Source organism: Streptomyces sichuanensis, from assembly GCF_020328095.1.
Lineage (GTDB): Bacteria > Actinomycetota > Actinomycetes > Streptomycetales > Streptomycetaceae > Streptomyces > Streptomyces cinnamoneus.
The window spans coordinates 1-21,571 of record NZ_JAIXMK010000129.1 but is presented as its reverse complement, the minus strand read 5'-3'; the positions used below and the strand labels follow the sequence as shown (position 1 = coordinate 21,571).

The 21,571-nt window shown below is 70.3% G+C and carries 23 protein-coding genes; 1 reads left to right on the top strand and 22 read right to left on the bottom strand.

All coding sequences use genetic code 11. The features are described from left to right. From LE181_RS27200 to LE181_RS27190, 3 genes are all read right to left on the bottom strand, one after another. Window positions 1-612, bottom strand: a 612-nt coding sequence (locus tag LE181_RS27200) for a cellulose-binding domain-containing protein (RefSeq protein ID WP_225664150.1), incomplete at its 3' end; no start/stop codon positions are given. 78 nt (window positions 613-690) lie between these two features. Further along, entirely contained in the window at window positions 691-1,350 is a 660-nt protein-coding gene (locus tag LE181_RS27195; protein WP_225664149.1) for a response regulator, read from the bottom strand. After that, complete coding sequence (locus tag LE181_RS27190; RefSeq protein WP_225664148.1) at window positions 1,347-2,540, bottom strand: sensor histidine kinase; 1,194 nt, start codon at window positions 2,538-2,540, stop codon at window positions 1,347-1,349. The genes LE181_RS27195 and LE181_RS27190 overlap by 4 nt, the downstream gene beginning before the upstream one ends. A gap of 160 nt (window positions 2,541-2,700) precedes the next feature. On the opposite strand from LE181_RS27190, the gene LE181_RS27185 reads away from it, so the two are divergent. Further along, window positions 2,701-3,291, top strand: a complete 591-nt coding sequence (locus LE181_RS27185) for a hypothetical protein (protein WP_225664147.1) — start codon at window positions 2,701-2,703, stop codon at window positions 3,289-3,291. Here LE181_RS27185 and LE181_RS27180 read toward each other — a convergent pair. The 19 genes from LE181_RS27180 to rho form a co-directional block, all read right to left on the bottom strand. Further along, on the bottom strand, window positions 3,278-3,727 hold the full coding sequence (locus LE181_RS27180; RefSeq protein WP_225664151.1) for a DUF2550 domain-containing protein: 450 nt from the start codon (window positions 3,725-3,727) through the stop codon (window positions 3,278-3,280). The genes LE181_RS27185 and LE181_RS27180 overlap by 14 nt on opposite strands. 131 nt (window positions 3,728-3,858) lie before the next feature. Then, a complete protein-coding gene (locus LE181_RS27175) occupies window positions 3,859-4,236 on the bottom strand; it encodes a F0F1 ATP synthase subunit epsilon (protein ID WP_190109808.1) in 378 nt (125 codons plus the stop codon). A gap of 129 nt (window positions 4,237-4,365) precedes the next feature. Further along, on the bottom strand, window positions 4,366-5,808 hold the full coding sequence (gene atpD / locus LE181_RS27170; RefSeq protein ID WP_225664146.1) for a F0F1 ATP synthase subunit beta: 1,443 nt from the start codon (window positions 5,806-5,808) through the stop codon (window positions 4,366-4,368). After that, window positions 5,809-6,729 (bottom strand): F0F1 ATP synthase subunit gamma, encoded by a 921-nt coding sequence (locus LE181_RS27165; protein WP_225664145.1) that lies wholly within the window; start codon window positions 6,727-6,729, stop codon window positions 5,809-5,811. A gap of 2 nt (window positions 6,730-6,731) precedes the next feature. Continuing rightward, entirely contained in the window at window positions 6,732-8,303 is a 1,572-nt protein-coding gene (atpA, locus tag LE181_RS27160; protein WP_225664144.1) for a F0F1 ATP synthase subunit alpha, read from the bottom strand. A 146-nt stretch (window positions 8,304-8,449) separates the two neighbouring features. Next, window positions 8,450-9,265 (bottom strand): F0F1 ATP synthase subunit delta, encoded by an 816-nt coding sequence (locus LE181_RS27155; protein ID WP_225664143.1) that lies wholly within the window; start codon window positions 9,263-9,265, stop codon window positions 8,450-8,452. Continuing rightward, entirely contained in the window at window positions 9,262-9,825 is a 564-nt protein-coding gene (locus tag LE181_RS27150) for a F0F1 ATP synthase subunit B (RefSeq protein WP_225664142.1), read from the bottom strand. The genes LE181_RS27155 and LE181_RS27150 overlap by 4 nt, the downstream gene beginning before the upstream one ends. Before the next feature lie 39 nt (window positions 9,826-9,864). After that, on the bottom strand, window positions 9,865-10,116 hold the full coding sequence (locus LE181_RS27145) for an ATP synthase subunit C-like protein (protein ID WP_190109803.1): 252 nt from the start codon (window positions 10,114-10,116) through the stop codon (window positions 9,865-9,867). An 82-nt stretch (window positions 10,117-10,198) separates the two neighbouring features. Next, entirely contained in the window at window positions 10,199-11,011 is an 813-nt protein-coding gene (atpB, locus tag LE181_RS27140) for a F0F1 ATP synthase subunit A (RefSeq protein ID WP_190109802.1), read from the bottom strand. 264 nt (window positions 11,012-11,275) lie between these two features. Continuing rightward, window positions 11,276-11,713, bottom strand: coding sequence for a Cg1360 family ATP-synthase-associated protein (locus LE181_RS27135; RefSeq protein WP_225664141.1), 438 nt, complete (start codon window positions 11,711-11,713; stop codon window positions 11,276-11,278). Window positions 11,714-11,986: 273 nt separating this feature from the next. After that, entirely contained in the window at window positions 11,987-13,303 is a 1,317-nt protein-coding gene (locus LE181_RS27130; protein ID WP_225664140.1) for an MraY family glycosyltransferase, read from the bottom strand. Between the two features lie 112 nt (window positions 13,304-13,415). Beyond that, on the bottom strand, window positions 13,416-14,750 hold the full coding sequence (gene glyA, locus LE181_RS27125) for a serine hydroxymethyltransferase (RefSeq protein ID WP_225664139.1): 1,335 nt from the start codon (window positions 14,748-14,750) through the stop codon (window positions 13,416-13,418). Window positions 14,751-14,853: 103 nt separating this feature from the next. Next, a complete protein-coding gene (locus LE181_RS27120) occupies window positions 14,854-15,507 on the bottom strand; it encodes an arsenate reductase/protein-tyrosine-phosphatase family protein (RefSeq protein WP_225664138.1) in 654 nt (217 codons plus the stop codon). After that, window positions 15,504-16,151 carry an L-threonylcarbamoyladenylate synthase gene (locus tag LE181_RS27115; protein ID WP_225664137.1) on the bottom strand — a complete coding sequence of 216 codons (648 nt, stop codon included), beginning with the start codon at window positions 16,149-16,151 and terminating at the stop codon, window positions 15,504-15,506. The genes LE181_RS27120 and LE181_RS27115 overlap by 4 nt, the downstream gene beginning before the upstream one ends. A gap of 59 nt (window positions 16,152-16,210) precedes the next feature. Continuing rightward, window positions 16,211-17,056, bottom strand: a complete 846-nt coding sequence (prmC, locus tag LE181_RS27110; protein ID WP_190109797.1) for a peptide chain release factor N(5)-glutamine methyltransferase — start codon at window positions 17,054-17,056, stop codon at window positions 16,211-16,213. A gap of 112 nt (window positions 17,057-17,168) precedes the next feature. Beyond that, the gene (gene prfA / locus LE181_RS27105) at window positions 17,169-18,248 is read right to left on the bottom strand and encodes a peptide chain release factor 1 (protein ID WP_225664136.1); all 1,080 of its coding nucleotides are present in this window, start codon (window positions 18,246-18,248) and stop codon (window positions 17,169-17,171) included. A 134-nt stretch (window positions 18,249-18,382) separates the two neighbouring features. Continuing rightward, entirely contained in the window at window positions 18,383-18,592 is a 210-nt protein-coding gene (gene rpmE / locus LE181_RS27100) for a 50S ribosomal protein L31 (RefSeq protein ID WP_190109795.1), read from the bottom strand. A 146-nt stretch (window positions 18,593-18,738) separates the two neighbouring features. After that, window positions 18,739-19,854: an LCP family protein gene (locus LE181_RS27095; RefSeq protein WP_225664135.1), complete on the bottom strand. Its 1,116-nt coding sequence runs from the start codon at window positions 19,852-19,854 to the stop codon at window positions 18,739-18,741. A 329-nt stretch (window positions 19,855-20,183) separates the two neighbouring features. Then, the coding region (gene rho, locus LE181_RS27090) for a transcription termination factor Rho (protein WP_225664134.1) at window positions 20,184-21,571 on the bottom strand (1,388 nt) is incomplete at its 5' end.

Here is a 21,571-nt window from a genome sequence, read left to right as displayed (position 1 = left end):
GTCGGTGTGGGCGAGCTTCGCCACCGTCGCGACCTTCGTCGGCCCCCGGTAGACGTCGTAGTCCTTGACGCCCTTGTCGTCGGTGGCCGCGGCCCACTTCAGGGAGACGGAGTCCGCGGTGACGCCCGTCGAGACGGGGGTGCCCGGTGCGCTCGGCGGGGTGTCGGCCGGTGAACCGTCACAGGGCCCGCCGTCGAGCCTGCAGCCGGCGGGGGCACCGTCGCCGGTGGCGACGAAGCCGAAGGTGACGCTGGCACCGGGGGCGACGGTGCCGTTGTACTCGCGGTTCTTCGCCGTGTGGTGCGTGCCGGAGCTGGTGACCAGCGCGTCCCAGTACGAGCCGATGGCCGTGCCGGAGGGGAAGTCCCACTCCACGGTCCACCCGGCCAGCGGCGAGGTCCCGGTGTTCTTCACCGTCCACTGGCCCTGGAATCCGGTCCCCCATTCGGAGGTCTTGACGAATGTCGCCGTCGCCGAGGGCGCGGCGTGGGCCGGGGTGGCGAGGCCCACCAGGGTTGCGAGGGGGAGCAGCAGTGCGGCGAGGGCGGCCGTCGCGGCTCTGCTGCGCGGGCGTATGAGGCGTCTGCGTCGTCCCGAGGTTCCTGTGCTCATGGGGATCTCCCCGAGTGAGTCCGGACAGGGTGGGGGGTGCGCGTTGTGAGGGGAGCGTAAAAAGGTCCGTACCAATGGTCAAGAGGTCTGGACCAGACCCAACTCCTGGGCCAGCACGGCCGCCTGGACCCGGCTGCGCAGCTCCAGCTTCCCCAGCAGCCGGCTCACGTGCGTCTTCACCGTCGCCTCCGCCATGCCCAGCCGCCCGGCGACCTCCGCGTTCGACAGCCCCTCCCCCACGCAGGCCAGCACCTCCCTCTCCCGCCGCGTGAGTACGTCGAGAACGGCCGGGTCCGGGGCGTTCGGGGAACGCACGGGCGTCGGGCGCGCGAACTCCGCGATGAGGCGGCGCGTCACCGCCGGGGAGATCAGCCCCTCGCCGCGCGCCACCGTGCGGACGGCCGCGACCAGGTCCGCCGCCTCGCTGTCCTTCAGCAGGAAGCCGGCCGCGCCCGCCCTCAGCGCGCCGAAGACGTACTCGTCCAGGTCGAAGGTGGTCAGCACCAGCACGTCGGCGAGGTGCTCGGCGGTGATGCGCGCGGTGGCGGACACCCCGTCCAGGCGCGGCATCTGGACGTCCATCAGCACCACGTCCGGCCGCAGCTCGCGGGCCAGCCGCACGGCCTCCTCACCGTCGCCCGCCTCGCCGACGACCTCGACACCGGTCGCCGACCGCAGGATGAGCACGAGCCCGGACCGCACCGCGGCCTGGTCCTCGGCCACCACTACCCGGATCATCGCGTCTCCTCCTCGTCCACGGGCAGCAACGCCCGTACCTCCCAGGTCTTCCCGTCCCCCGCCACGGGGCCGGCCGACAGCTCGCCGCCCAGCAGGGCCACGCGCTCGCGCATGCCCGTCAGCCCCGCCCCGGCGCCGGGGGCGCGCGGTCCGGGCCGGTCGCCCAGCACGCTCCGCACCCGCACCACCAGCGCCCCGTCGTCCCGGCTCAGCTCCACGCCCACCTCGCCCGGCGCCGCGTGCTTGACGGCGTTGGTCAGCGACTCCTGCACGATGCGATAGGCCGCCAGCTCCACGGGGGCGGGCAGCGGAGAGGGCCCCCGTCCGTCGCGCAGGACGAAGGAGAAGCGGTCGTCGTGCACGGTCGTACGGGCCCGGTCGAGCAGCGCGTCGAGGCCGGCCAGCGTCGGGGTGGGGGCGGGCTCGTCCGCCTCCCGCGTCTGCTCGCGCAGCAGCCCGATCAGCCGGCGCATCTCGGCCAGGCCCTGGACGCTGTTCTCCCGGATCACCCCCAGCGCCTCCCGGGATGCCCCCGGCTCGTCGATCGACAGCGCGGCCGAGGAGTGTATGGCGATGGCGGACAGGTGCCCGGCGACCATGTCGTGCAGCTCGCGGGCCATGCGGGCGCGCTCGGCGCCCACGGCCTCGCGCCGGTCCAGCTCGGCGAGCAGCCTGGTCCGCTCGGCGGCCAGCTGCGCGGCGTCGGCACGGTCGCGGTGCACCCGGATGCCCACCCCGGTCCAGGCGGGAGCCACCGTGATCAGCGCGAAGGTGACGCCCAGCAGCAGCGCCGCCGGCTCCCGTATCAGGGCCAGCGCCAGCAGCGTCGCCACCACCGTGCCGATCTCGCAGGCCCGGGGGATGCGGCGGGCCGCGGACGGCGGGCCGTACAGCACGGCCGCGTAGACCAGGTCCGTGTACATCACCACGGTGGCCAGGAGCGTTCCCGTGCAGAGGTCCAGCGTCACCGCCGCCGTGCCGATCGCCAGCGCCGTCAGTGGGGCGCGGCGGCGCAGCAGTTCGGTGCCGGACATCACCACCAGGGCGACGAGGGCGAAGGACGTGGGCAGCCCCGCGACCGGCTTGCCGTAGTACAGCCCCAGGCACCACAGCAGCAGCCCGCCGAGCAGCCCGGACAGGGCGATAAGGGCGTCGACGCGCTGGGGGTGACTGAGGAGGCGGACCGGCATGGGTTCATCACAGCACGTCGCACGGGGTGCGGCCGTCCACCGGGCGGCCCTTCGGGCCGTGCGTCGACTACATCGAAGGATGCAGTCCCGGATCGTCGCGCCCGACGACGAAAAGGCCGGTCACGGCCGTGACGCTGGTGGTGAGGGAAGGGAGAGACCCGTGATCGTCACGTTGATCGTCGTCTGCGAAGTGGGATTCTGGGTGCTGCTGGCCGGCGGGCTGAGCCTGCGCTACCTGGCGCGGATGCCCCGGGCGGGGATCGCGGTGCTGCTGATGGAGCCCTTGCTGGAGCTGGTCCTGCTGATCGCCACCGCGGTGGACCTGCGCAACGGCGCCACGGCCGACTGGAAGCACGGACTGGCCGCCGTCTACATCGGCTTCTCGGTCGGGCTCGGACACTCCACCATCACGTGGGCCGACCAGCGCTTCGCCCACCGCTTCGCCGGGGGCCCGCCGCCGGTGAAGCCGCCGAAGTACGGCATGGCGCGCACGGTGCACGAGTGGAAGACGGCGGGCAAGTGGGTGCTGGCCGCCGTGGTCGCCATGGGCCTGCTGCAGGCCGCGATCTGGTACGTCGGCGCGTCGGGCGACATCAGCTCGCTGCGGATGTGGCAGTCGAAGATGCTGTGGGTGATCGGCATCAACGTCGTCATCGCGCTGAGCTACACGATCTGGCCCAAGCAGCCGAAGGCCGGAACCGAGGCCGGAGTCGAACAGGAGACCAAGGAGCAATCGCTCACGCGACGTTGACCCTCTGCCCGGGCGGGGCCGCCTCCAGCCAGGCCAGGAAGCCGGTGAGGGCGTCCTCGCTCATCGCCAGTTCCAGGCGCGTGCCCCGGTGCAGACAGGCCAGGACGATGGCGTCGGACAGCAGCGCCAGCTCCTCCTCGCCCTGCGGCGTCCGGCGCTGCAGCACCTCGATGGAGTCCCGGTCCAGCGTCCGGCGGGGCCGGTACGCGTACGAGAACACCCGGAACCACTCGATCCGGTCACCGTTGTAGCGGGCGACGCCGTACACCCAGCCCTTGCCGGCCGGCTCGGGGTCGTCCTCGGGAACGTTCCAGCGCAGGCTGCAGTCGAACGTGCCGCCGGACCGCTGGATCAGCCGTCTGCGCAGCCCGAAGACGAAGAGCCCCACCAGCACCAGCAGTACGACGATGCCGCTCACGAGCAGAGCGAGGACCATCTCCACCGACCTCCTCGCATCATCTAGAGCAACCGCACCTGCGATACCTGCGTTATTGCCTCAGCCGCGGACCGCCCTGGAATTGTTCCAGGCCGGTCCGCGGCTGAGGGACGTACTCGAAGCGGGTCGGGCTAGCGAACGCCCGTGACCGCCATCAGCCGGACATCCGCGCGGCGCTCGGCGGCGGCGTCGGCCTCCGCCTTCGCGCGCTCCAGCGCCCGCTCGGCACGCTCGACGTCGATCTCGTCGGCAAGCTCCGCGATCTCGGCGAGCAGCGAGAGCTTGTCGTCGGCGAACGAGATGAACCCGCCGTGCACCGCCGCGACGACGGTGGTGCCGTCGGTGGTCTTGATGGTCACCGGGCCGGACTGCAGCACACCGAGAAGCGGCTGGTGCCCGGGCATGACGCCGATGTCACCCGATGTGGTACGCGCGATGACCAGGGTGGCCTCGCCGGACCAGACGCTTCGGTCCGCCGCGACCAGCTCGACGTGCAGCTCAGCAGCCAACGTGGCTCCTCGGGTCTCCACCCGCCGGGCGCGGCGGGCGTTGGGTCAAAGAATAGGGGACGTGCGGTCCGGGGGCGGGAGTGCCCCGCCCCCGGACGGCCGATCGCGGGGCCCTTGCGAGCCCGTGGATCAGGAGACGCCCAGCTCCTTGGCGTTCTTCTTGAGGTCCTCAAGACCACCGCACATGAAGAATGCCTGCTCCGGGAAGTGGTCGAACTCACCGTCGCAGATCGCGTTGAACGCGGCGATGGACTCGTCCAGCGGAACGTCCGAACCGTCGACACCGGTGAACTGCTTCGCCGCGTGGGTGTTCTGCGACAGGAAGCGCTCGACGCGACGGGCGCGGTGGACGACCAGCTTGTCCTCTTCGCCCAGCTCGTCGATACCGAGGATCGCGATGATGTCCTGCAGGTCCTTGTACTTCTGCAGGATGCCCTTGACGCGGGAGGCCGCGTTGTAGTGGTCCTGCGAGATGTAGCGCGGGTCCAGGATGCGGGACGTCGAGTCCAGCGGGTCCACCGCCGGGTAGATGCCCTTCTCCGAGATCGGACGCGACAGAACGGTCGTCGCGTCGAGGTGCGCGAAGGTCGTCGCCGGGGCCGGGTCGGTCAGGTCGTCCGCGGGGACGTAGATCGCCTGCATCGAGGTGATCGAGTGACCACGGGTCGAGGTGATGCGCTCCTGCAGGAGGCCCATCTCGTCGGCGAGGTTCGGCTGGTAACCCACCGCGGACGGCATGCGGCCGAGCAGGGTCGAGACCTCGGAACCGGCCTGGGTGAAGCGGAAGATGTTGTCGATGAAGAACAGCACGTCCTGCTTCTGCACATCGCGGAAGTACTCCGCCATGGTCAGACCGGCCAGGGCGACGCGCAGACGGGTGCCCGGGGGCTCGTCCATCTGGCCGAAGACCAGCGCGGTCTTGTCCAGAACGCCCGACTCTTCCATTTCCGCGATGAGGTCGTTGCCCTCACGCGTGCGCTCACCGACACCGGCGAACACGGAAACACCCTCGTGCAGCTTCGCCACACGCATGATCATTTCCTGGATCAGAACGGTCTTGCCGACACCGGCACCACCGAACAGACCGATCTTGCCGCCCTTGACGTACGGGGTGAGGAGGTCGACGACCTTCAGACCCGTCTCGAACATCTCGGTCTTCGACTCGAGCTGGTCGAACGCCGGGGCCTTGCGGTGGATGGACCAGCGCTCGGTGACCTCGGACTCGGCCTCGGGGTCGTTCAGGATCTTGCCGAGGGTGTTGAACACCCGGCCCTTGGTGACGTCGCCGACGGGGACGGTGATGCCGTCGCCGGTGTCGGTCACGGCGGCCTGGCGGACCAGGCCGTCGGTGGGCTCCATGGCGATGGCGCGCACCAGGCCCTCGCCCAGGTGCTGCGCGACCTCAAGCGTCAGGATCTTCTTCTTGCCGGCCTCGGCCGGGTCGGAGACCTCGACGGTCAGGGCGTTGTAGATCTCCGGCATCGCGTCGACGGGGAACTCCACGTCGACGACCGGGCCGATGACCCGGGCGACGCGGCCCGTCGCGGCGGCCGTCTCAACAGTGGTGGTCATTTATCGGTCACTCCCCGCGGTCGCGTCGGCCAGGGCGCTCGCGCCACCGACGATCTCGCTGATTTCCTGGGTGATGTCGGCCTGTCGGGCCGCGTTGGCAAGCCGCGTGAGCGACTTGATGAGCTCTTCGGCGTTGTCGGTCGCCGACTTCATCGCCCGGCGACGGGCCGCGTGCTCGGAAGCGGCGGCCTGCAGCAGGGCGTTGTAGATCCGGGACTCGACATACCGCGGCAGCAGTGCGTCGAGCACACCCTCGTCGGACGGCTCGAAGTCGAACAGCGGCAGGATCTTGTCCTTGACCGCCTCCGACTCCTCGGTCGTCGCGTCGAGGCTCAGCGGCAGCAACCGCTTCTCCACCGGCGTCTGCGTCATCATCGACACGAACTCCGTGAAGACGATGTGCAGCTCGTCCACGCCGCCCTCGGCCGTGTCCGTGAGGACGGCCTCGATCAGCGGGCCGGCGACCTTCTTGGCGTCGGCGTAGGTCGGGCTGTCCGTGAAGCCCGTCCAGGAGTCGACGACCGGGCGCTCACGGAAACCGTAGTACGCGACGCCCTTGCGGCCGACGATGTACGTGACGACGTCCTTGCCCTCCGCCTTGAGGCGGGTGGTGAGCTGGTCGGCGGCCTTGATCGCGTTGGAGGAGTAGCCGCCGGCCAGACCGCGGTCGCTCGTGACGAGCAGGACCGCGGCCCGGACGGGCTTCTCGACCTCGGTGGTCAGGGCGTGCTTGGTGTTGGAGCCGGTGGCAACCGCGGTCACTGCCCGGGTGAGCTCACTGGCGTACGGAGTGGACGCGGCCACCTGGCGCTGTGCCTTGACGATGCGCGAGGCGGCGATCATCTCCATCGCCTTGGTGATCTTCTTGGTCGCAGTGACGGACTTGATCCGCCTCTTGTAGACCCGGAGCTGGGCACCCATGCTCAGCCCTCGCCCAGCAGCTTGCCGTCCGAGGTCTCGAACTGCTGCTTGAAGGACGTGATGGCGTCGGCGACGGACTGCAGGGTGTCGTCCGACATCTTGCCGCCCTCGCGGATGCTGTCCATCAGGCCCTTGTGCTCGCGGTGCAGGTAGTCCAGCAGCTCGCGCTCGAAGCGGCGGATGTCCTCGACCGGAACGTCGTCCATCTTGCCGGTGGTGCCGGCCCAGATGGAGACGACCTGGTCCTCGGTGGCGTACGGGGCGTACTGCGACTGCTTCAGCAGCTCGACCATGCGCTTACCGCGCTCCAGGGCGGCCTTCGAGGCGGCGTCCAGGTCGGAGCCGAAGGCGGCGAACGCCTCCAGCTCGCGGTACTGGGCGAGGTCCACGCGGAGGCGGCCGGAGACCTGCTTCATGGCCTTGTGCTGGGCGGAGCCACCGACACGGGAGACCGAGATACCGACGTTCAGCGCGGGGCGCTGACCGGCGTTGAAGAGGTCCGACTCCAGGAAGCACTGACCGTCGGTGATGGAGATGACGTTGGTCGGGATGAACGCCGACACGTCGTTCGCCTTGGTCTCGACGATCGGCAGACCGGTCATCGAGCCCGCGCCCATCTCGTCGGAGAGCTTGGCGCAGCGCTCCAGCAGGCGGGAGTGCAGGTAGAAGACGTCACCCGGGTAGGCCTCACGACCCGGCGGGCGGCGCAGCAGCAGGGAGACGGCGCGGTAGGCGTCGGCCTGCTTCGACAGGTCGTCGAAGACGATCAGGACGTGCTTGCCCTGGTACATCCAGTGCTGGCCGATGGCCGAGCCGGTGTACGGCGCGAGGTACTTGAAGCCGGCCGGGTCGGACGCCGGAGCAGCGACGATCGTCGTGTACTCCAGGGCGCCGGCCTCCTCCAGGGCGCCGCGCACGGACGCGATGGTGGAGCCCTTCTGGCCGACGGCGACGTAGATGCAGCGGACCTGCTTCTTCGGGTCGCCCGAGCGCCAGTTGTCGCGCTGGTTGATGATCGTGTCGACGGCCAGCGCGGTCTTGCCGGTCTGACGGTCACCGATGATCAGCTGACGCTGGCCACGGCCGACCGGGGTCATCGCGTCGACGGCCTTGTAGCCGGTCTCCATCGGCTCGTGGACCGACTTGCGGACCATGACGCCGGGGGCCTGCAGTTCGAGGGCGCGGCGGCCCTCGGTCGCGATCTCGCCGAGGCCGTCGATCGGGTTGCCCAGCGGGTCGACGACGCGGCCGAGGTAGCCCTCGCCGACCGCGACGGAGAGCACCTCACCGGTGCGCTGCACCGGCTGGCCCTCCTCGATGCCGCTGAACTCGCCGAGGACGACCGCACCGATCTCGCGCTCCTCGAGGTTGAGGGCGAGACCGAGGGTTCCGTCCTCGAACCGCAGCAGCTCGTTCGCCATGGCCGAGGGAAGACCCTCGACCTTCGCGATGCCGTCGCCGGCAACGCTGACCGTACCGACCTCCTCGCGCGAGGCCGCGTCCGGCTTGTACGCCTGGACAAAGTTCTCCAGTGCGTCCCGGATCTCCTCCGGCCGGATCGTGAGCTCCGCCATCTGGGTTCCCTGCTCTCCTTGTTGGGCCCGAAGTAATTCTGGGGGTCTGGGGACTTGCTCCCACAGCAGCCGCGCTGCTCTGGGCCCCCAGAGGACACCGTCGACCCAACTCGGGCCGTCAGTACATGCTCTTGAGTTGGTGGCTGTCAGCCGGCCATCCGGCGGCCCGCCTCGGCGAGCCGGTCCGCGATGGTCCCGTTGATGACCTCGTCGCCGATCCGCACCTGGATGCCGCCGAGGACCTCGGGGTCGACGTCCAGGTTGAGGTGGACACGCCGTCCGTACAGCTTGGCGAGCGCGTCACCGAGGCGCTGCTTCTGCTGCTCGTTCAGCGGCACCGCGGAGACGACCTCGGCGACCATGCGGTCGCGGCGGTCGGCCGCCAGCTTGGAGAGGGCGTTCAGCCCGCCTTCCAGGCTACGTCCACGCGGCGCGGTCACCAGCCGGGCGACGAGGCGCTCGGTGACCGGGTTGGCCCGGCCGCCCAGCAGCTCGCGCAGCAGGCCCGCCTTGGCGGACCGGTCCGCGACCTTGTCGGTCAGCGCGGCGCGCAGCTCCGGGTTCGAGGTGACGATCCGGCCGAAGCGGAACAGCTCGTCCTCGACGTCGTCCAGGTCGCCGGCCCGCTGGGCCGCGACCAGGTCGGCACTGGCCGCCAGCTCCTCGGTCGCGTCGACCAGGTCGCGCGAGCTCGACCAGCGGGAGCGGACCATGCCCGCGATCAGGTCGGCGCACTCGCCGCCGACCTGGCCGCCCAGCAGGCGTCGTGCCAGCTCGGCCTTGGCCTCACCGGACTGCGCCGGGTCGGTGAGGACCCGACGCAGCGACACCTCACGGTCGAGCAGCGCGGTGACGGCCGCGAGCTCGCCGGCGAGCTTCGCCGCGTCCACGGACGTGTTGTCCGCCAGCGCGTCGAGGCTCTCACGTGCGGAGGCCAGTGCCTCCCGGCTCGCAAGGCTCATCGGGTGGCCTCGGCCTTCTTCACGTCCACCGACTTCTCCTCAAGCGCGTCGAGGAAGCGGTCGATGGTCCGGCTCTGCCGGGCCGAGTCCGCCAGGGACTCGCCGACGATCCGGCCGGCCAGGTCGATGGCCAGCTGGCCCACGTCCTGACGGAGTGCGGCCGAGGCGGACTTGCGGTCGGCCTCGATCTGAGCGTGGCCGGCAGCGATGATCTCCTCACGCTGCCGCTGACCCTCAGAGCGCATCTCGGCGATCAGCGCGACGCCCTGCTCCTGAGCCTCCTGGCGCAGACGCGCGGCCTCATGGCGTGCGTCGGCCAGCTGAGCCCGGTAGTCCTCAAGGACCTGCTGAGCCTCGGCCTGGGCGGCCTCGGCCTTCTCCATGCCGCCCTCGATGGCCGCCCGGCGCTCGTCCAGAACCTTGTTGATGTTCGGGAGGAGCTTCTTGCCGAGGAACAGGAAGACGATGAGGAAGGCGATCAGGCCGATGATGAGCTCTGGCATCGGCGGGAGGAGCGGGTTCTCCATCTCCTCGGACGCCAGGTGCGTCAGGGCGGTCACATCAGTGCCTTTCGTCGAAAAGGGTGGTCGTGGGTCGGTTTACTGGTAAACGAAGCCCATGACGATACCGATCAGGGCGAGCGCCTCACAGAAGGCGAAGCCCATGATCTGGTTGGCGCGGATCAGGCCGGCCGCCTCGGGCTGACGGGCCAGGGCCTGGGTGCCGTTACCGAAGATGATGCCGACGCCGACGCCGGGGCCGATGGCGGCGAGGCCGTAGCCGATCGCGCTGGCGCTGCCGGTGAACGCGTCCTTGGAGGCGAGGGTGACCATTTCGAGAGCAGCGGACATGCCGTTACTTCCTTCTCTTTCACGGACCGGTGGGGGTTGGCCACCGGACGTCTATTGGACTGGGGGCGGGAGACGGGCTGGCTCAGTGGTGCTCGGAGAGCGCGCCCTGGACGTAGTTGCAGGCCAGGAGGACGAAGACGTACGCCTGCACGGCCTGGATGAAGAGCTCGAAGGCGGTCATCACGATGGTCATCACGAAGGACGCGCTCGCGTAGGCGATGCCGATCCCGTTCAGCAGGTACCAGCTGGCGATCGTGAACATCACGATCAGCATGTGGCCGGCGAACATGTTGGCGAAGAGCCGGACCGCGTGGGTGAACGGGCGGATGATCAGGTTCGAGAAGAATTCGAGCACCACGACCAGGGGAAGAATCCCGCCGAGCGACTTGTCGTAGCCGGTCATGTTCTTCCAGGCACCGACGAAGCCGTGCTTCTTGAACGTCAGGCCGACCCACAGCACGTAGACGAGCAGGGCGAGACCCGCGGGGTAGGCGATGATCGACGTCACCGGGAACGACGCCACCGGGATGATCGACCAGAGGTTCATCATCCAGATGAAGAAGAACAGGGAGACCATGAGGGGGACGTACTTCTCGCCCTCCTTCTTGCCGAGCGCCTCGTAGACGAGCCCGCGCCGGACAAAGTCGTAACCGGCCTCACCGATCATCTGCAGCTTGCCGGGGACCACCTTGGCCCTGCCGAACGCCGCCCAGAAGAACCCCACGACGACGAGCGAGCCGAGGATGGCCAGCAGCATCGGCTTGTTGAACTCGAATCCGCCGATCGTGAAGAGCGGTTCGAAGACGAACGAGTGGAGCCCTGGGGCCGGGAAGCCGCACCCATCGAAGATGTGGCAATCGGTCTCGAAGGCGAGCAGCGTCTGGTCAGCACTCACCGCGAGCTCCTTCAGCGTGGCGCATAGGTACGGCAACCTCGTTGTGTCGGCGCGGCGCACGGCCACGGAACGGCACTGGACTGGACTTACGGATGGGGATGCGGCGGTTCGGCCGGCGGCCGGAAGTCATCGCAGGCGTCAGCCGCACGGGAAGCCGACTCTCACCCGTGAAACCCGGGGATTCGGCTGCCTGCGTCCGCTGCACCTCAGATGGCACCGGACGATAGCAGGTGAGCACGCGAGCATTTATTCCGGCCCTACCTGTCATGACGGAGACCCGGTCGGCGCGGACTTCTGCGCCTCGACGGACTCCGGATCCACGTACAGGATCTTTGCCTTCATGTAGGTACGGGTCTGGGCCGCGATCCATGCGAGGGTCGCGGCGAGCAGCGAGAAGGCGAAAGCCTTGGTGTTGAAGAGCGTGGTCTCCTTGAAGATCACGACAAAGACCGCGACCAGCAGGCACTGCGCCAGATAGAGCGCGAGGCCCATCGCCTGGAACAGGTGGGGCAGGTGCCGGGCCGTGCGATTCAGAATGATCAGACCCGTCGCCATGACGCCACCGGCGAGGAGCGTGCCGACGACAGCGCCGATCCCTCCCTTGCCCCCGGCGAGCACCGAGCTGACGACGACGGCGACGACGCCCACGAGGGCGGTCGGGACGGCGCACTGCAAAAGCGTTCGGGCGTCGTTGGACTGCATGAAGGGTTTCTCCGGCGAAGGTCGGAAGCAACGATTCGTCGTGGACGAGCGTATCCCCGGGAATGAGACATGGCTCGCGACGAAGGGCCGCCGCACTACGGTCCTTCGGCTCTAGCACCGGGTTTCGTGAACGGTATCACAAACTATTTGATGAGGTCTTTACCTACATCGTGTGCCGCATGTCACACGGAAGGGTCAATCCGCTGGTCATGGCACTGACGGAGGGCTTCCGCTTCTGCTATGCGGGGCCGGAATCCGACGTTCTGGGCCGCCTCAGCGATTGCTGCCGATCGTCCCCCGCTGGGTGAAGCGCGAGCGGTCGCCGATGGCCGTCGCGCCGTGCAGACCGGCCGGCACGGGCTCGCGGGGCGCCTCGTCCGCACCGCCCCCGGCGGGCTGCTCCCCGACCGCCGGGGGCACCGCCCGGCGCCGGTAGCGGGGCGGTACGAACCGCTCCGCCCACCGCGGGGCGCGAGGGGTGAAGCGCGGCATCAGCAGCAGCACCAGGCCCACCGCGCTGAGCACCGTGATCAGCAGCAGGATCCAGCCGCTCGCCGAGTTCACCGAGTACGCCACCGCGCCGAAGGCGATGAGCGCGGACCAGAAGTACATGATCAGGACGGCGCGGCTGTGCGAGTGGCCGATCTCCAGCAGCCGGTGGTGCAGGTGGCCCCGGTCGGCCGCGAACGGCGACTGGCCCTTCCAGGTGCGGCGCACGATGGCCAGCAGCAGGTCGGCGACCGGCACCGCGATCACCGTCAGCGGCAGCAGCAGCGGGATGTAGACCGGCACCATCGTGTGCACGGCCGCCCGCTCCGATCCGGCCCAGAGCTTGAGGGCGTCCGGGTCGACCTGGCCGGTGACCGAGATCGCGCCCGCCGCCAGGACGAGCCCGATGAGCATCGAGCCCGAGTCGCCCATGAAGATCCGCGCGGGGTGCATGTTGTGCGGCAGGAAGCCCAGGCACATGCCCATCAGGATGGCGGCGAACAGCGTCGCGGGGGCGGCGGCCTCCAGGCCGTGCCCGAACCACATCCGGTAGGCGTACAGGAAGAACGCGGCGGCGGCGATGCAGACCATGCCCGAGGCCAGCCCGTCCAGGCCGTCGACGAAGTTCACCGCGTTGATGGTGATCACGACCAGCGCGACCGTCAGCAGCGTGCCCTGCATCGGTGTGAGCGAGACCGTGCCCACGCCGGGCACCGGGATCCACAGGATGGTCAGGCCCTGCAGCACCATCACACCGGCGGCGATCATCTGCCCGCCGAGCTTCACCAGGGCGTCCACGCCCCACTTGTCGTCCAGCACTCCGAGCAGCCAGATCAGGCCGGCGCCCGAGAGCAGCGCACGCGGCTCGTTGGACAGCTCGAAGACGTGCTTGAGGTTGGACAGGTGCGCGGCCACCAGCAGACCGGCACACAGGCCGCCGAACATGGCGATGCCGCCGAGGCGGGGCGTCGGTTCCCGGTGCACGTCGCGCGCGCGGATCTCCGGCATGGCTCCGGCGAGGATCGCGAATTTCCGCACCGGGCCCGTCAGCAGATAGGTGACGGCCGCGGTGACGCACAACGTCAGCAGGTATTCACGCACGGGCTGCCCCAGGGATCGCGCTGGACATCACAGCCCCACACCATATTCGCGTCCGCCCCTGATCCGTGAATGCACCAGGAGACGCCTCCCCGGGCCAGGTGGTTGCAAATGATCACATGTGGGACCGGTACGGCGGGAACCTTCCGGCCAGATCGGCGACCTCCGCCCGCACCGCGCCCTCTCTGCCCTCGCCGCGCAGCGCGGCCCCCAGCAGCCTCCCCACCACGGCCATCTCGGCCTCGCCCATGCCCTGCGTGGTGAGGGCCGCGGTGCCCATCCGCAGGCCGCGTGCGGGGCCGGGGGCGAGGGCGCAGACGTCCAGCACGATGGCGGCCGCGGCGAGCCGCCTGCGGGCCGTGGCAGCGTCCAGGGCGAGCGGGGAGACGTCGACGACCAGCAGGTGGGTGTCGGTGCCGCCGGTGACGATGCCGAGGCCCTCCGCGGCCAGTGCGGCGGCCAGGGCGCGGGCGTTGGCGACCACCTGGTGGGCGTAGTCGGTGAAGGCGGGCGTGGCGGCCTCCCCGAAGGCGACGGCCTTCGCGGCGACCGTGTGCATCTGGGCCCCGCCCTGTGTGAAGGGGAACACGGCCCGGTCCACCTGCTCGGCCAGCCGCGCCCCGCACAGGACGAGCCCGCCGCGCGGCCCGCGCAGCACCTTGTGCGTGGTGGCGCACACGACGTCGGCGTACGGCACGGGGTTGGGCGCCGCTCCCCCGGCGATCAGGCCGATGGGGTGCGCGGCGTCGACGATGAGGCGGGCGCCCACCTCGTCGGCGATCTCACGGAAGGCGGCGTAGTCCACGTGGCGGGGGTAGGAGATCGAGCCGCAGACGATGGCCTTGGGCCGGTGCTTTCCGGCCAGGGCGCGGACCTGCGCGTAGTCGATGAGTCCGGTGTCCTCGCGCACCCCGTAGCCGACGAAGTCGAACCAGCGGCCGGAGAAGTTGGCCGGGGAGCCGTGGGTGAGGTGGCCGCCGTGCCGCAGGCCCATGGCCAGGACGGTGTCCCCGGGGCGCAGCAGGGCGGCGTAGGCGGCCAGGACGGCGGCGGTGCCGGAGTGGGGCTGGACGTTGGCGTGCTCGGCGCCGAAGAGGCCCTTGGCGCGCTCCACGGCGATGCGTTCGGCGAGGTCGACGAGCTCGCAGCCGCCGTGGTGGCGGGCGCCGGGGTAGCCCTCGGCGTACTTGTTGGTGAGCGGGGAGCCGAGGGCGGCGAGCACGGCGGGCGAGGTGAAGTTCTCGGCCGCGACGAGCTGGAGCCCGGTGGCCTGGCGCTCGGCCTCGCCGAGGAGCAGCCCGGCGAGCTCGGGGTCCTCCCGCAGCAGCGCCTCGAAGCCGTGCCCCCAGGCGGGGTGCGGCGGGGGGGCTGCGGCGTCCGCGGCGGCGCCGGGGCGGACGGCGGCCCGGGTGGGCGCAGGGTCGACGGGTGTGACGGGGCTGACGGGCATCGCTGGCTCCGGGCTGTGCGGCGCGATGGTCTCAGCACCAACTGTAGGCCCGCCACGGGCGGTATGCCCGGTATCTACCGCTCCGGCGCTGCCGGAGCCGGGGTCAGGAGCGGGCCGCGACCCCGGTGAGGGCGGTGACGACCGGATCCAGGGCCTGGTTGATCTCGTCGCCGATGGAGCGGAAGAAGGTGATCGGCGCGCCGTAGGGGTCGTGCACCTCGTCGGCCTCCGCGTTGGGCGCCAGCAGCCAGCCGCGCAGCGCGGCCGCGGCCTGCACCAGGGCGCGGGCGCGGTCGACCACCCCGCCGGCCCGCTCGGGGTCCGGGAGGGTCGTGGGGTCTATGGCCCGTACCAGCCGGGTGAACTCCTTCAGCGTGAAGGTGCGCAGGCCCGCGGAGTGGCCCATGGAGATGACCTGGGCGCGGTGGTCGCGGGTGGCCGTCAGGACGAGGTCGGCGCGGATGACGTGCTCGTCGAGGAGCTCACGGCCGGTGAAGCCGTGCGCGTCCGCGCCGAAGTCGGCCAGGACGGTGGCGGCGTGCGCCTCCATGGGCGCGCCCTCGTGCCCCCAGGTGCCGGCGCTCTCCACCACCAGGCCGCCCGCCTGCGGGTCGCCGAGGCGGTGGGTGAGGGCATGGCGGGTCAGCCGCTCGGTGATGGGCGAGCGGCAGACGTTGCCGGTGCTGACGTGGAGGATGCGGAAGGTGTCGGTGGTGAGGTCCGGTCCCGCTATGCCACGCCCCTGCGGGGCGATCAATTCGCCACCTCAAGTTCGGGTACCACCTCGCGCAGCTGCTCGGCGCTGATGGCGCCGGCGCGCAGCAGGACGGGCACCTTGCCGGTGACGTCCACGATGGAGGAGGGCACGTCGGCGGGGGTGGAGCCGCCGTCGAGGTAGACGGAGACGGAGTCGCCGAGCATCTCCTGGGCGGCGTCGCAGTTCTGCGGGGCCGGGTGGCCGGTGAGGTTGGCGCTGGAGACGGCCATGGGGCCGAACTCGGTGAGCAGCTCCAGGGCGACCGGGTGCAGCGGCATGCGCACGGCGACGGTGCCGCGGGTCTCGCCGAGGTCCCAGGTCAGCGACGGCTGGTGCTTGGCGACGAGGGTCAGGGCGCCGGGCCAGAAGGCGTCGACGAGCTCCCACGCCTGCTCGGAGAAGTCGGTGACGAGGCCGTGCAGGGTGTTCGGGGAGCCCACCAGGACGGGCGAGGGCATGCCGCGGCCGCGTCCCTTGGCCTGCAGGAGGTCACCGACGGCCTCGCGGCTGAAGGCGTCCGCACCGATGCCGTAGACGGTGTCGGTGGGCAGCACGACCAGCTCGCCGCGGCGGACCGCCGCGGCCGCCTCGCGCAGCCCGGTCCTGCGGTCGGTCGCGTCGCTGCAGTCGTATCGCCGTGCCATCTAACGGACCTCCTCGGGCCGGTTCTCTGTCGTCGGGTGCCGGTCGGCGTGCGGGGCCGTCACGGCGTCGCCTTGCGCGCCGTGGCGAAGCGCGGCCGGTTGTTGAGGTCGGGGTGGTCGGCCGCGTCGGCCCAGCCCCGCTCCTCGGTGAAGATCCACGGCACCTGGCCGCCCTGGGTGTCGGCGTGCTCGATGACGACGACGCCGCCGGGGCGCAGCAGGCGGTGCGCGGTGCGCTCCAGGCCGCGGATGGTGTCCAGCCCGTCCTCGCCGGAGAACAGCGCGAGCTCCGGGTCGTGGTCGCGGGCCTCGGGGGCCACGTACTCCCACTCGGTGAGCGGGATGTAGGGCGGGTTGGAGATGACGAGGTCGACCTGGCCGTCCAGCTCGGGCAGGGCGGTCAGGGCGTTGCCGTGGTGGAGCTGGACGCGCGAGCCCGCGACGTTCTTGCGGGCCCAGCCCAGGGCGCCCTCGTCGAGCTCGACGGCGTGCACGCGTGAGCGCGGCACCTCCTGGGCCAGGGCCAGGGCGATGGCGCCCGAGCCCGTGCACAGGTCCACGATGAGCGGCTCGACGACGTCCATGGCGCGGACGGCGTCTATGGCCCAGCCGACGACCGACTCGGTCTCGGGGCGGGGCACGAAGACGCCGGGGCCGACCTGGAGCTCCAGGTAGCGGAAGAAGGCGCGGCCGGTGATGTGCTGCAGCGGCTCGCGGGCCTCGCGGCGCGCGACGGCCTCCCAGTACCGGGCGTCGAAGTCGGCGTCGGCGACCAGGTGCAGCTCACCGCGCTTGACGTTGTGCACGAACGCGGCGAGCTCCTCCGCGTCGAAGCGCGGGGACGGTACGCCGGCGTCGGCCAGCCGCTGAGTGGCTTGCGCCACCTCTGCTAGCAGCAGGTTCACGTTGTTCCTCTCGCATCGGCGCCCCGGTCGTCCTCGATCACCGGACGGGCTCGATTCTTTCGCACCCGGGCTGGGGAGCCCGGGCTCTCGCATCCCGGACTATGGCATCCGGTCAGCTCGCGGCGGCGAGCTTGGCCGCCGAGTCGGCGTCGACGCACGCCTGGATCACGGGGTCCAGCTCGCCGTCGAGCACCTGGTCCAAGTTGTACGCCTTGAAGCCGACGCGGTGGTCCGAGATGCGGTTTTCCGGGAAGTTGTAGGTCCGGATCTTCTCGGAGCGGTCGACGGTGCGGACCTGGCTGCGACGGGCGTCCGCGGCCTCCGCCTCGGCCTTCTCCTGGGCCGCGGCCAGCAGCCGGGAGCGCAGGATGCGCAGGGCCTGCTCCTTGTTCTGGAGCTGGCTCTTCTCGTTCTGGCAGGAGGCGACGACGCCGGTCGGCAGGTGGGTGATGCGCACCGCGGAGTCGGTGGTGTTCACGGACTGGCCGCCGGGGCCGGAGGAGCGGTAGACGTCGATCCGCAGGTCGTTCATGTTGATCTCGACCTCGACCTCCTCGGCCTCGGGCGTGACGAGCACGCCGGCGGCGGAGGTGTGGATGCGGCCCTGGGACTCGGTGGCCGGCACGCGCTGGACGCGGTGCACGCCGCCCTCGTACTTCAGCCGGGCCCAGACGCCCTGGCCGGGCTCGGTGGCGCCGTTGCCGCCCTTGGTCTTCACCGCGACCTGGACGTCCTTGTAGCCGCCGAGCTCGGACTCCGTGGAGTCGATGATCTCGGTCTTCCAGCCCACGCGCTCGGCGTAGCGGAGGTACATGCGCAGCAGGTCGCCGGCGAAGAGCGCCGACTCGTCGCCGCCCGCCCCCGCCTTGATCTCCAGGATGACGTCCTTGTCGTCGCTGGGGTCCCGGGGGACGAGCAGCAGGCGCAGCTTCTCGGTGAGCTCCTCGCGCTGCTTCTCCAGCTCCTTGACCTCGGCCGCGAAGTCGGGGTCGTCCGCGGCGAGCTCGCGCGCGGTCACGATGTCGTCGCCGGCCTGCTTCCAGGAGCGGTACGTCCCGACGATCGGGGTCAGCTCGGCGTAGCGCTTGTTGAGCTTGCGGGCGTTCGCCTGGTCCGCGTGCACGGCGGGGTCGGCGAGCCGCTTTTCGAGGTCGGCGTGCTCACCGATGAGTTCCTCGACTGCCTCGAACATCAAGTTTCCCTAGCTGCTGGAAGTGACGGGCCTGCGTGCCCGTGGGCCTCGCGGGCCGGGCCTGCTGGACGACAAAGCGCCGGTCCACTCGCCCAGCCGGAACTGGGCGACGGAGGACCGGCGCCTGCGAGTCGCTACTTCTTGGCTCCGTAGCGGGCCTCGAACCGCGCCACACGGCCACCGGTGTCGAGGATCTTCTGCTTGCCCGTGTAGAACGGGTGGCACTCGGAGCACACGTCGGCACGGATGGTGCCGTCGGCGACGGTGCTACGGGTGGTGAACGAGGCGCCACAGGTGCAGCTGACCTGGGTCTCGACGTACTCCGGGTGGATGTCGCGCTTCAAGGGGTTCTCCTAGTTCAGGGAGGGCTCCGGGTCGTAGAGGCGGGATTGCCTTACGTGAACCGGGGCCGACGTACCAGTCTGCCAGTCCTGGCCGTATCCCCCAAAACGGGGGGTCGCTGCCGGTTATTCCCGGGGCCCGGACGAGGTCACTTCACGACGCCGTCCGCGTCGGTCTTCGTCCCCTCGCCGTCCTTGAGGGCGGACTCGGGGATCTGCCGGTCGGCGCGCAGGGCCTGCCAGACCTCGTCGGCCTGGGCGGTCAGCGGCACGACCCTGTTGGGGTCGCGGGGGTCCGCGCCGACCGGGAGGGTCACCATGTGCATGTCCTCCGAGCCGATGCCCTTGAGGCCGTTGGCGAAGCCGTAGAGCTTGTCCACCGAGTTCAGGTCGCGGTCGGTGGTGAGCGCCTTGGTGGCGGTGTCGGCGATCCCGTAGAGCTTGGTGGGGCTGGTGAACAGGCCGATGGACTTCACCTGGTCCAGCAGGGCCTTGATGAACGCCTGCTGCAGCTTGATCCGGCCGAGGTCACTGCCGTCGCCGACGCCCTTGCGGGTGCGGACGAGGCCGAGGGACTGCTCGCCGTTGAGCTTGTGGGTGCCCGCGTCGAGGTTGAGGTGGCTGTCCTTGTCGCGGATGGCCTGGGTGGTGGTGACCTTCACCCCGCCCAGCTTGTCGATCAGCTTCTGGAAGCCGGCGAAGTCGACCTCCAGGTAGTGGTCCATGCGGATGTTGGTCATCGCCTCGACGGTCTTGACCGCGCAGACCGCGCCCCCGATGGAGTACGCCTCGTTGAACTGCGCCCGCTTGACCGCCGGGCTCTTCTTGCCCGACGGGGTGGTGCACTCGGGGCGGGCGACGATCGTGTCGCGCGGGACGGAGACGACGCTGGCCTGCTTGTGGCCGGCGAAGACGTGGACGATCATCGCGGTGTCGGAGCGGGAGCTGCCCTCATCCCGGCCGTACTTGCCGTTGTCCCCGGCGCGCGAGTCGGAGCCGAGGACGAGGATGTCCTGGGAGCCGTTGTCGATGTTGTCCGGCCGGTTCTTGCCCAGGGCCGCGTTGATGTCGACGCTGCTGAGGTTGCCGTTGAGCTTGAAGTAGAGGAACCCGGCGCCCGTGCCGCCCATGACGACCAGGGCCGCCGCGCTCCAGGCGGCTATTCGCCGGCCCTTGCGGCGCACCGGCGGCTTGCGACGGCGGCCCTTGCCGCCGGCACGCCGGCGGCGCGGGCCCGCCGTCGTGCTGCTGCTGTCGTCGGCCATGCGCTCCTCAGTCCTTCGCTGTGTCTTTCCGGCTACCCGGGCTGCGTGCTGGCAGACGGGTGAGCCTGCGCCAGGGTTGCACAGCGGATTCTGAGGACCGTCTTAGGAAATGCATCGCCGCGGCCGCACCCTTGCGCCCGTCGCGCCCCTCGCCACCTGCGATTTCGACCGGTCCGGTGCCATTGGCTCCACCCGGGAGCGGCTGCCGGTGCTGTGGCGCATCTCTCAAAAGGTCACAGGAAGATCACGAAGCGGTGGCGGGCGGGGGAACGCAAAGAATCTCCCCGCCACCGATCGGTGACGGGGAGGTTCCGGGGCCGCTGTGCGGATCAGTCGTTGCCGTTGCCCGAGGCGGGCGTGGTCTTCGCGATCTGCATCAGGAACTCGGCGTTGGACTTCGTCTGCTTCATCTTGTCGAGGAGCAGCTCGATGGCCTGCTGCGAGTCGAGGGCGTGCAGCACCCGGCGGAGCTTCCAGACGATCGCCAGCTCCTCGCCACCCAGGAGGATCTCCTCCTTGCGGGTGCCGGACGGGTCGACGTCGACGGCCGGGAAGATGCGCTTGTCGGCGAGCTTCCGGTCGAGCTTGAGCTCCATGTTGCCGGTGCCCTTGAACTCCTCGAAGATCACCTCGTCCATGCGCGAGCCGGTCTCGACGAGCGCGGTGGCCAGGATGGTCAGCGAGCCGCCGTCCTCGATGTTGCGCGCGGCACCGAAGAACTTCTTCGGCGGGTAGAGCGCGGTCGAGTCGACACCACCGGACAGGATGCGGCCCGAGGCCGGGGCGGCCAGGTTGTAGGCGCGGCCCAGACGGGTGATCGAGTCGAGCAGGACGACCACGTCGTGGCCCAGCTCCACCAGGCGCTTGGCGCGCTCGATGGCGAGCTCGGCGACGGTGGTGTGGTCCTCGGCCGGACGGTCGAAGGTCGAGGAGATGACCTCGCCCTTGACCGACCGCTGCATGTCGGTGACCTCTTCCGGACGCTCGTCGACCAGGACGACCATCAGGTGGCACTCGGGGTTGTTGGTGGTGATCGCGTTGGCGATCGCCTGCATGATCATGGTCTTACCGGTCTTCGGCGGGGCCACGATCAGACCGCGCTGGCCCTTGCCGATGGGGGCGACCAGATCGATGATGCGGGTCGTCAGCACGCCCGGGTCCGTCTCCAACCGCAGGCGGTCCTGCGGGTAGAGCGGGGTGAGCTTGCCGAACTCCGGGCGTCCGCGGCCGGTTTCGGGCGCCATGCCGTTCACCGAGTCCAGACGCACCAGGGCGTTGAACTTCTCGCGGCGCTCGCCGTCCTTCGGCTGCCGGACCGCACCGGTGACGTGGTCACCCTTGCGCAGGCCGTTCTTGCGGACCTGGGCGAGGGAGACGTAGACGTCGTTCGGGCCCGGGAGGTATCCGGAGGTCCGGATGAAGGCGTAGTTGTCGAGGATGTCCAGGATGCCCGCGACGGGGATCAGGACGTCGTCCTCGGAGACCTGCGGCTCGTTGCCGAAGTCGTCACGGCCACGACGGCCACGACGGTCGCGGTAGCGGCCGCGACGGCCACGGCGGCCGCCCTCGAAGTCGTCCTCGTCCTGCAGGCCGCCGCCCTGGGGGCCGCGGTCGCCGCGCTGCTGGCGGTCGCCGCCCTTCTGGCCTGCGTCGCCGTCGCGGCCGCCCCGGCGGTCGCGGTCACGGTCGCGGTCGCGCTGGCCGCGCTCGGCCCGCT

Coding starts and splice junctions, on each gene's coding strand:
- LE181_RS27195 (WP_225664149.1), bottom strand. CDS start 1,350: ATGATCCGGGTAGTGGTGGCCGAGGACCAGGCCGCGGTGCGGTCCGGG.
- LE181_RS27190 (WP_225664148.1), bottom strand. CDS start 2,540: ATGCCGGTCCGCCTCCTCAGTCACCCCCAGCGCGTCGACGCCCTTATC.
- LE181_RS27180 (WP_225664151.1), bottom strand. CDS start 3,727: ATGGTCCTCGCTCTGCTCGTGAGCGGCATCGTCGTACTGCTGGTGCTG.
- atpD (WP_225664146.1), bottom strand. CDS start 5,808: ATGACCACCACTGTTGAGACGGCCGCCGCGACGGGCCGCGTCGCCCGG.
- LE181_RS27165 (WP_225664145.1), bottom strand. CDS start 6,729: ATGGGTGCCCAGCTCCGGGTCTACAAGAGGCGGATCAAGTCCGTCACT.
- atpA (WP_225664144.1), bottom strand. CDS start 8,303: ATGGCGGAGCTCACGATCCGGCCGGAGGAGATCCGGGACGCACTGGAG.
- LE181_RS27155 (WP_225664143.1), bottom strand. CDS start 9,265: ATGAGCCTTGCGAGCCGGGAGGCACTGGCCTCCGCACGTGAGAGCCTC.
- LE181_RS27145 (WP_190109803.1), bottom strand. CDS start 10,116: ATGTCCGCTGCTCTCGAAATGGTCACCCTCGCCTCCAAGGACGCGTTC.
- LE181_RS27135 (WP_225664141.1), bottom strand. CDS start 11,713: ATGCAGTCCAACGACGCCCGAACGCTTTTGCAGTGCGCCGTCCCGACC.
- glyA (WP_225664139.1), bottom strand. CDS start 14,750: ATGCCCGTCAGCCCCGTCACACCCGTCGACCCTGCGCCCACCCGGGCC.
- LE181_RS27115 (WP_225664137.1), bottom strand. CDS start 16,151: ATGGCACGGCGATACGACTGCAGCGACGCGACCGACCGCAGGACCGGG.
- prfA (WP_225664136.1), bottom strand. CDS start 18,248: ATGTTCGAGGCAGTCGAGGAACTCATCGGTGAGCACGCCGACCTCGAA.
- LE181_RS27095 (WP_225664135.1), bottom strand. CDS start 19,854: ATGGCCGACGACAGCAGCAGCACGACGGCGGGCCCGCGCCGCCGGCGT.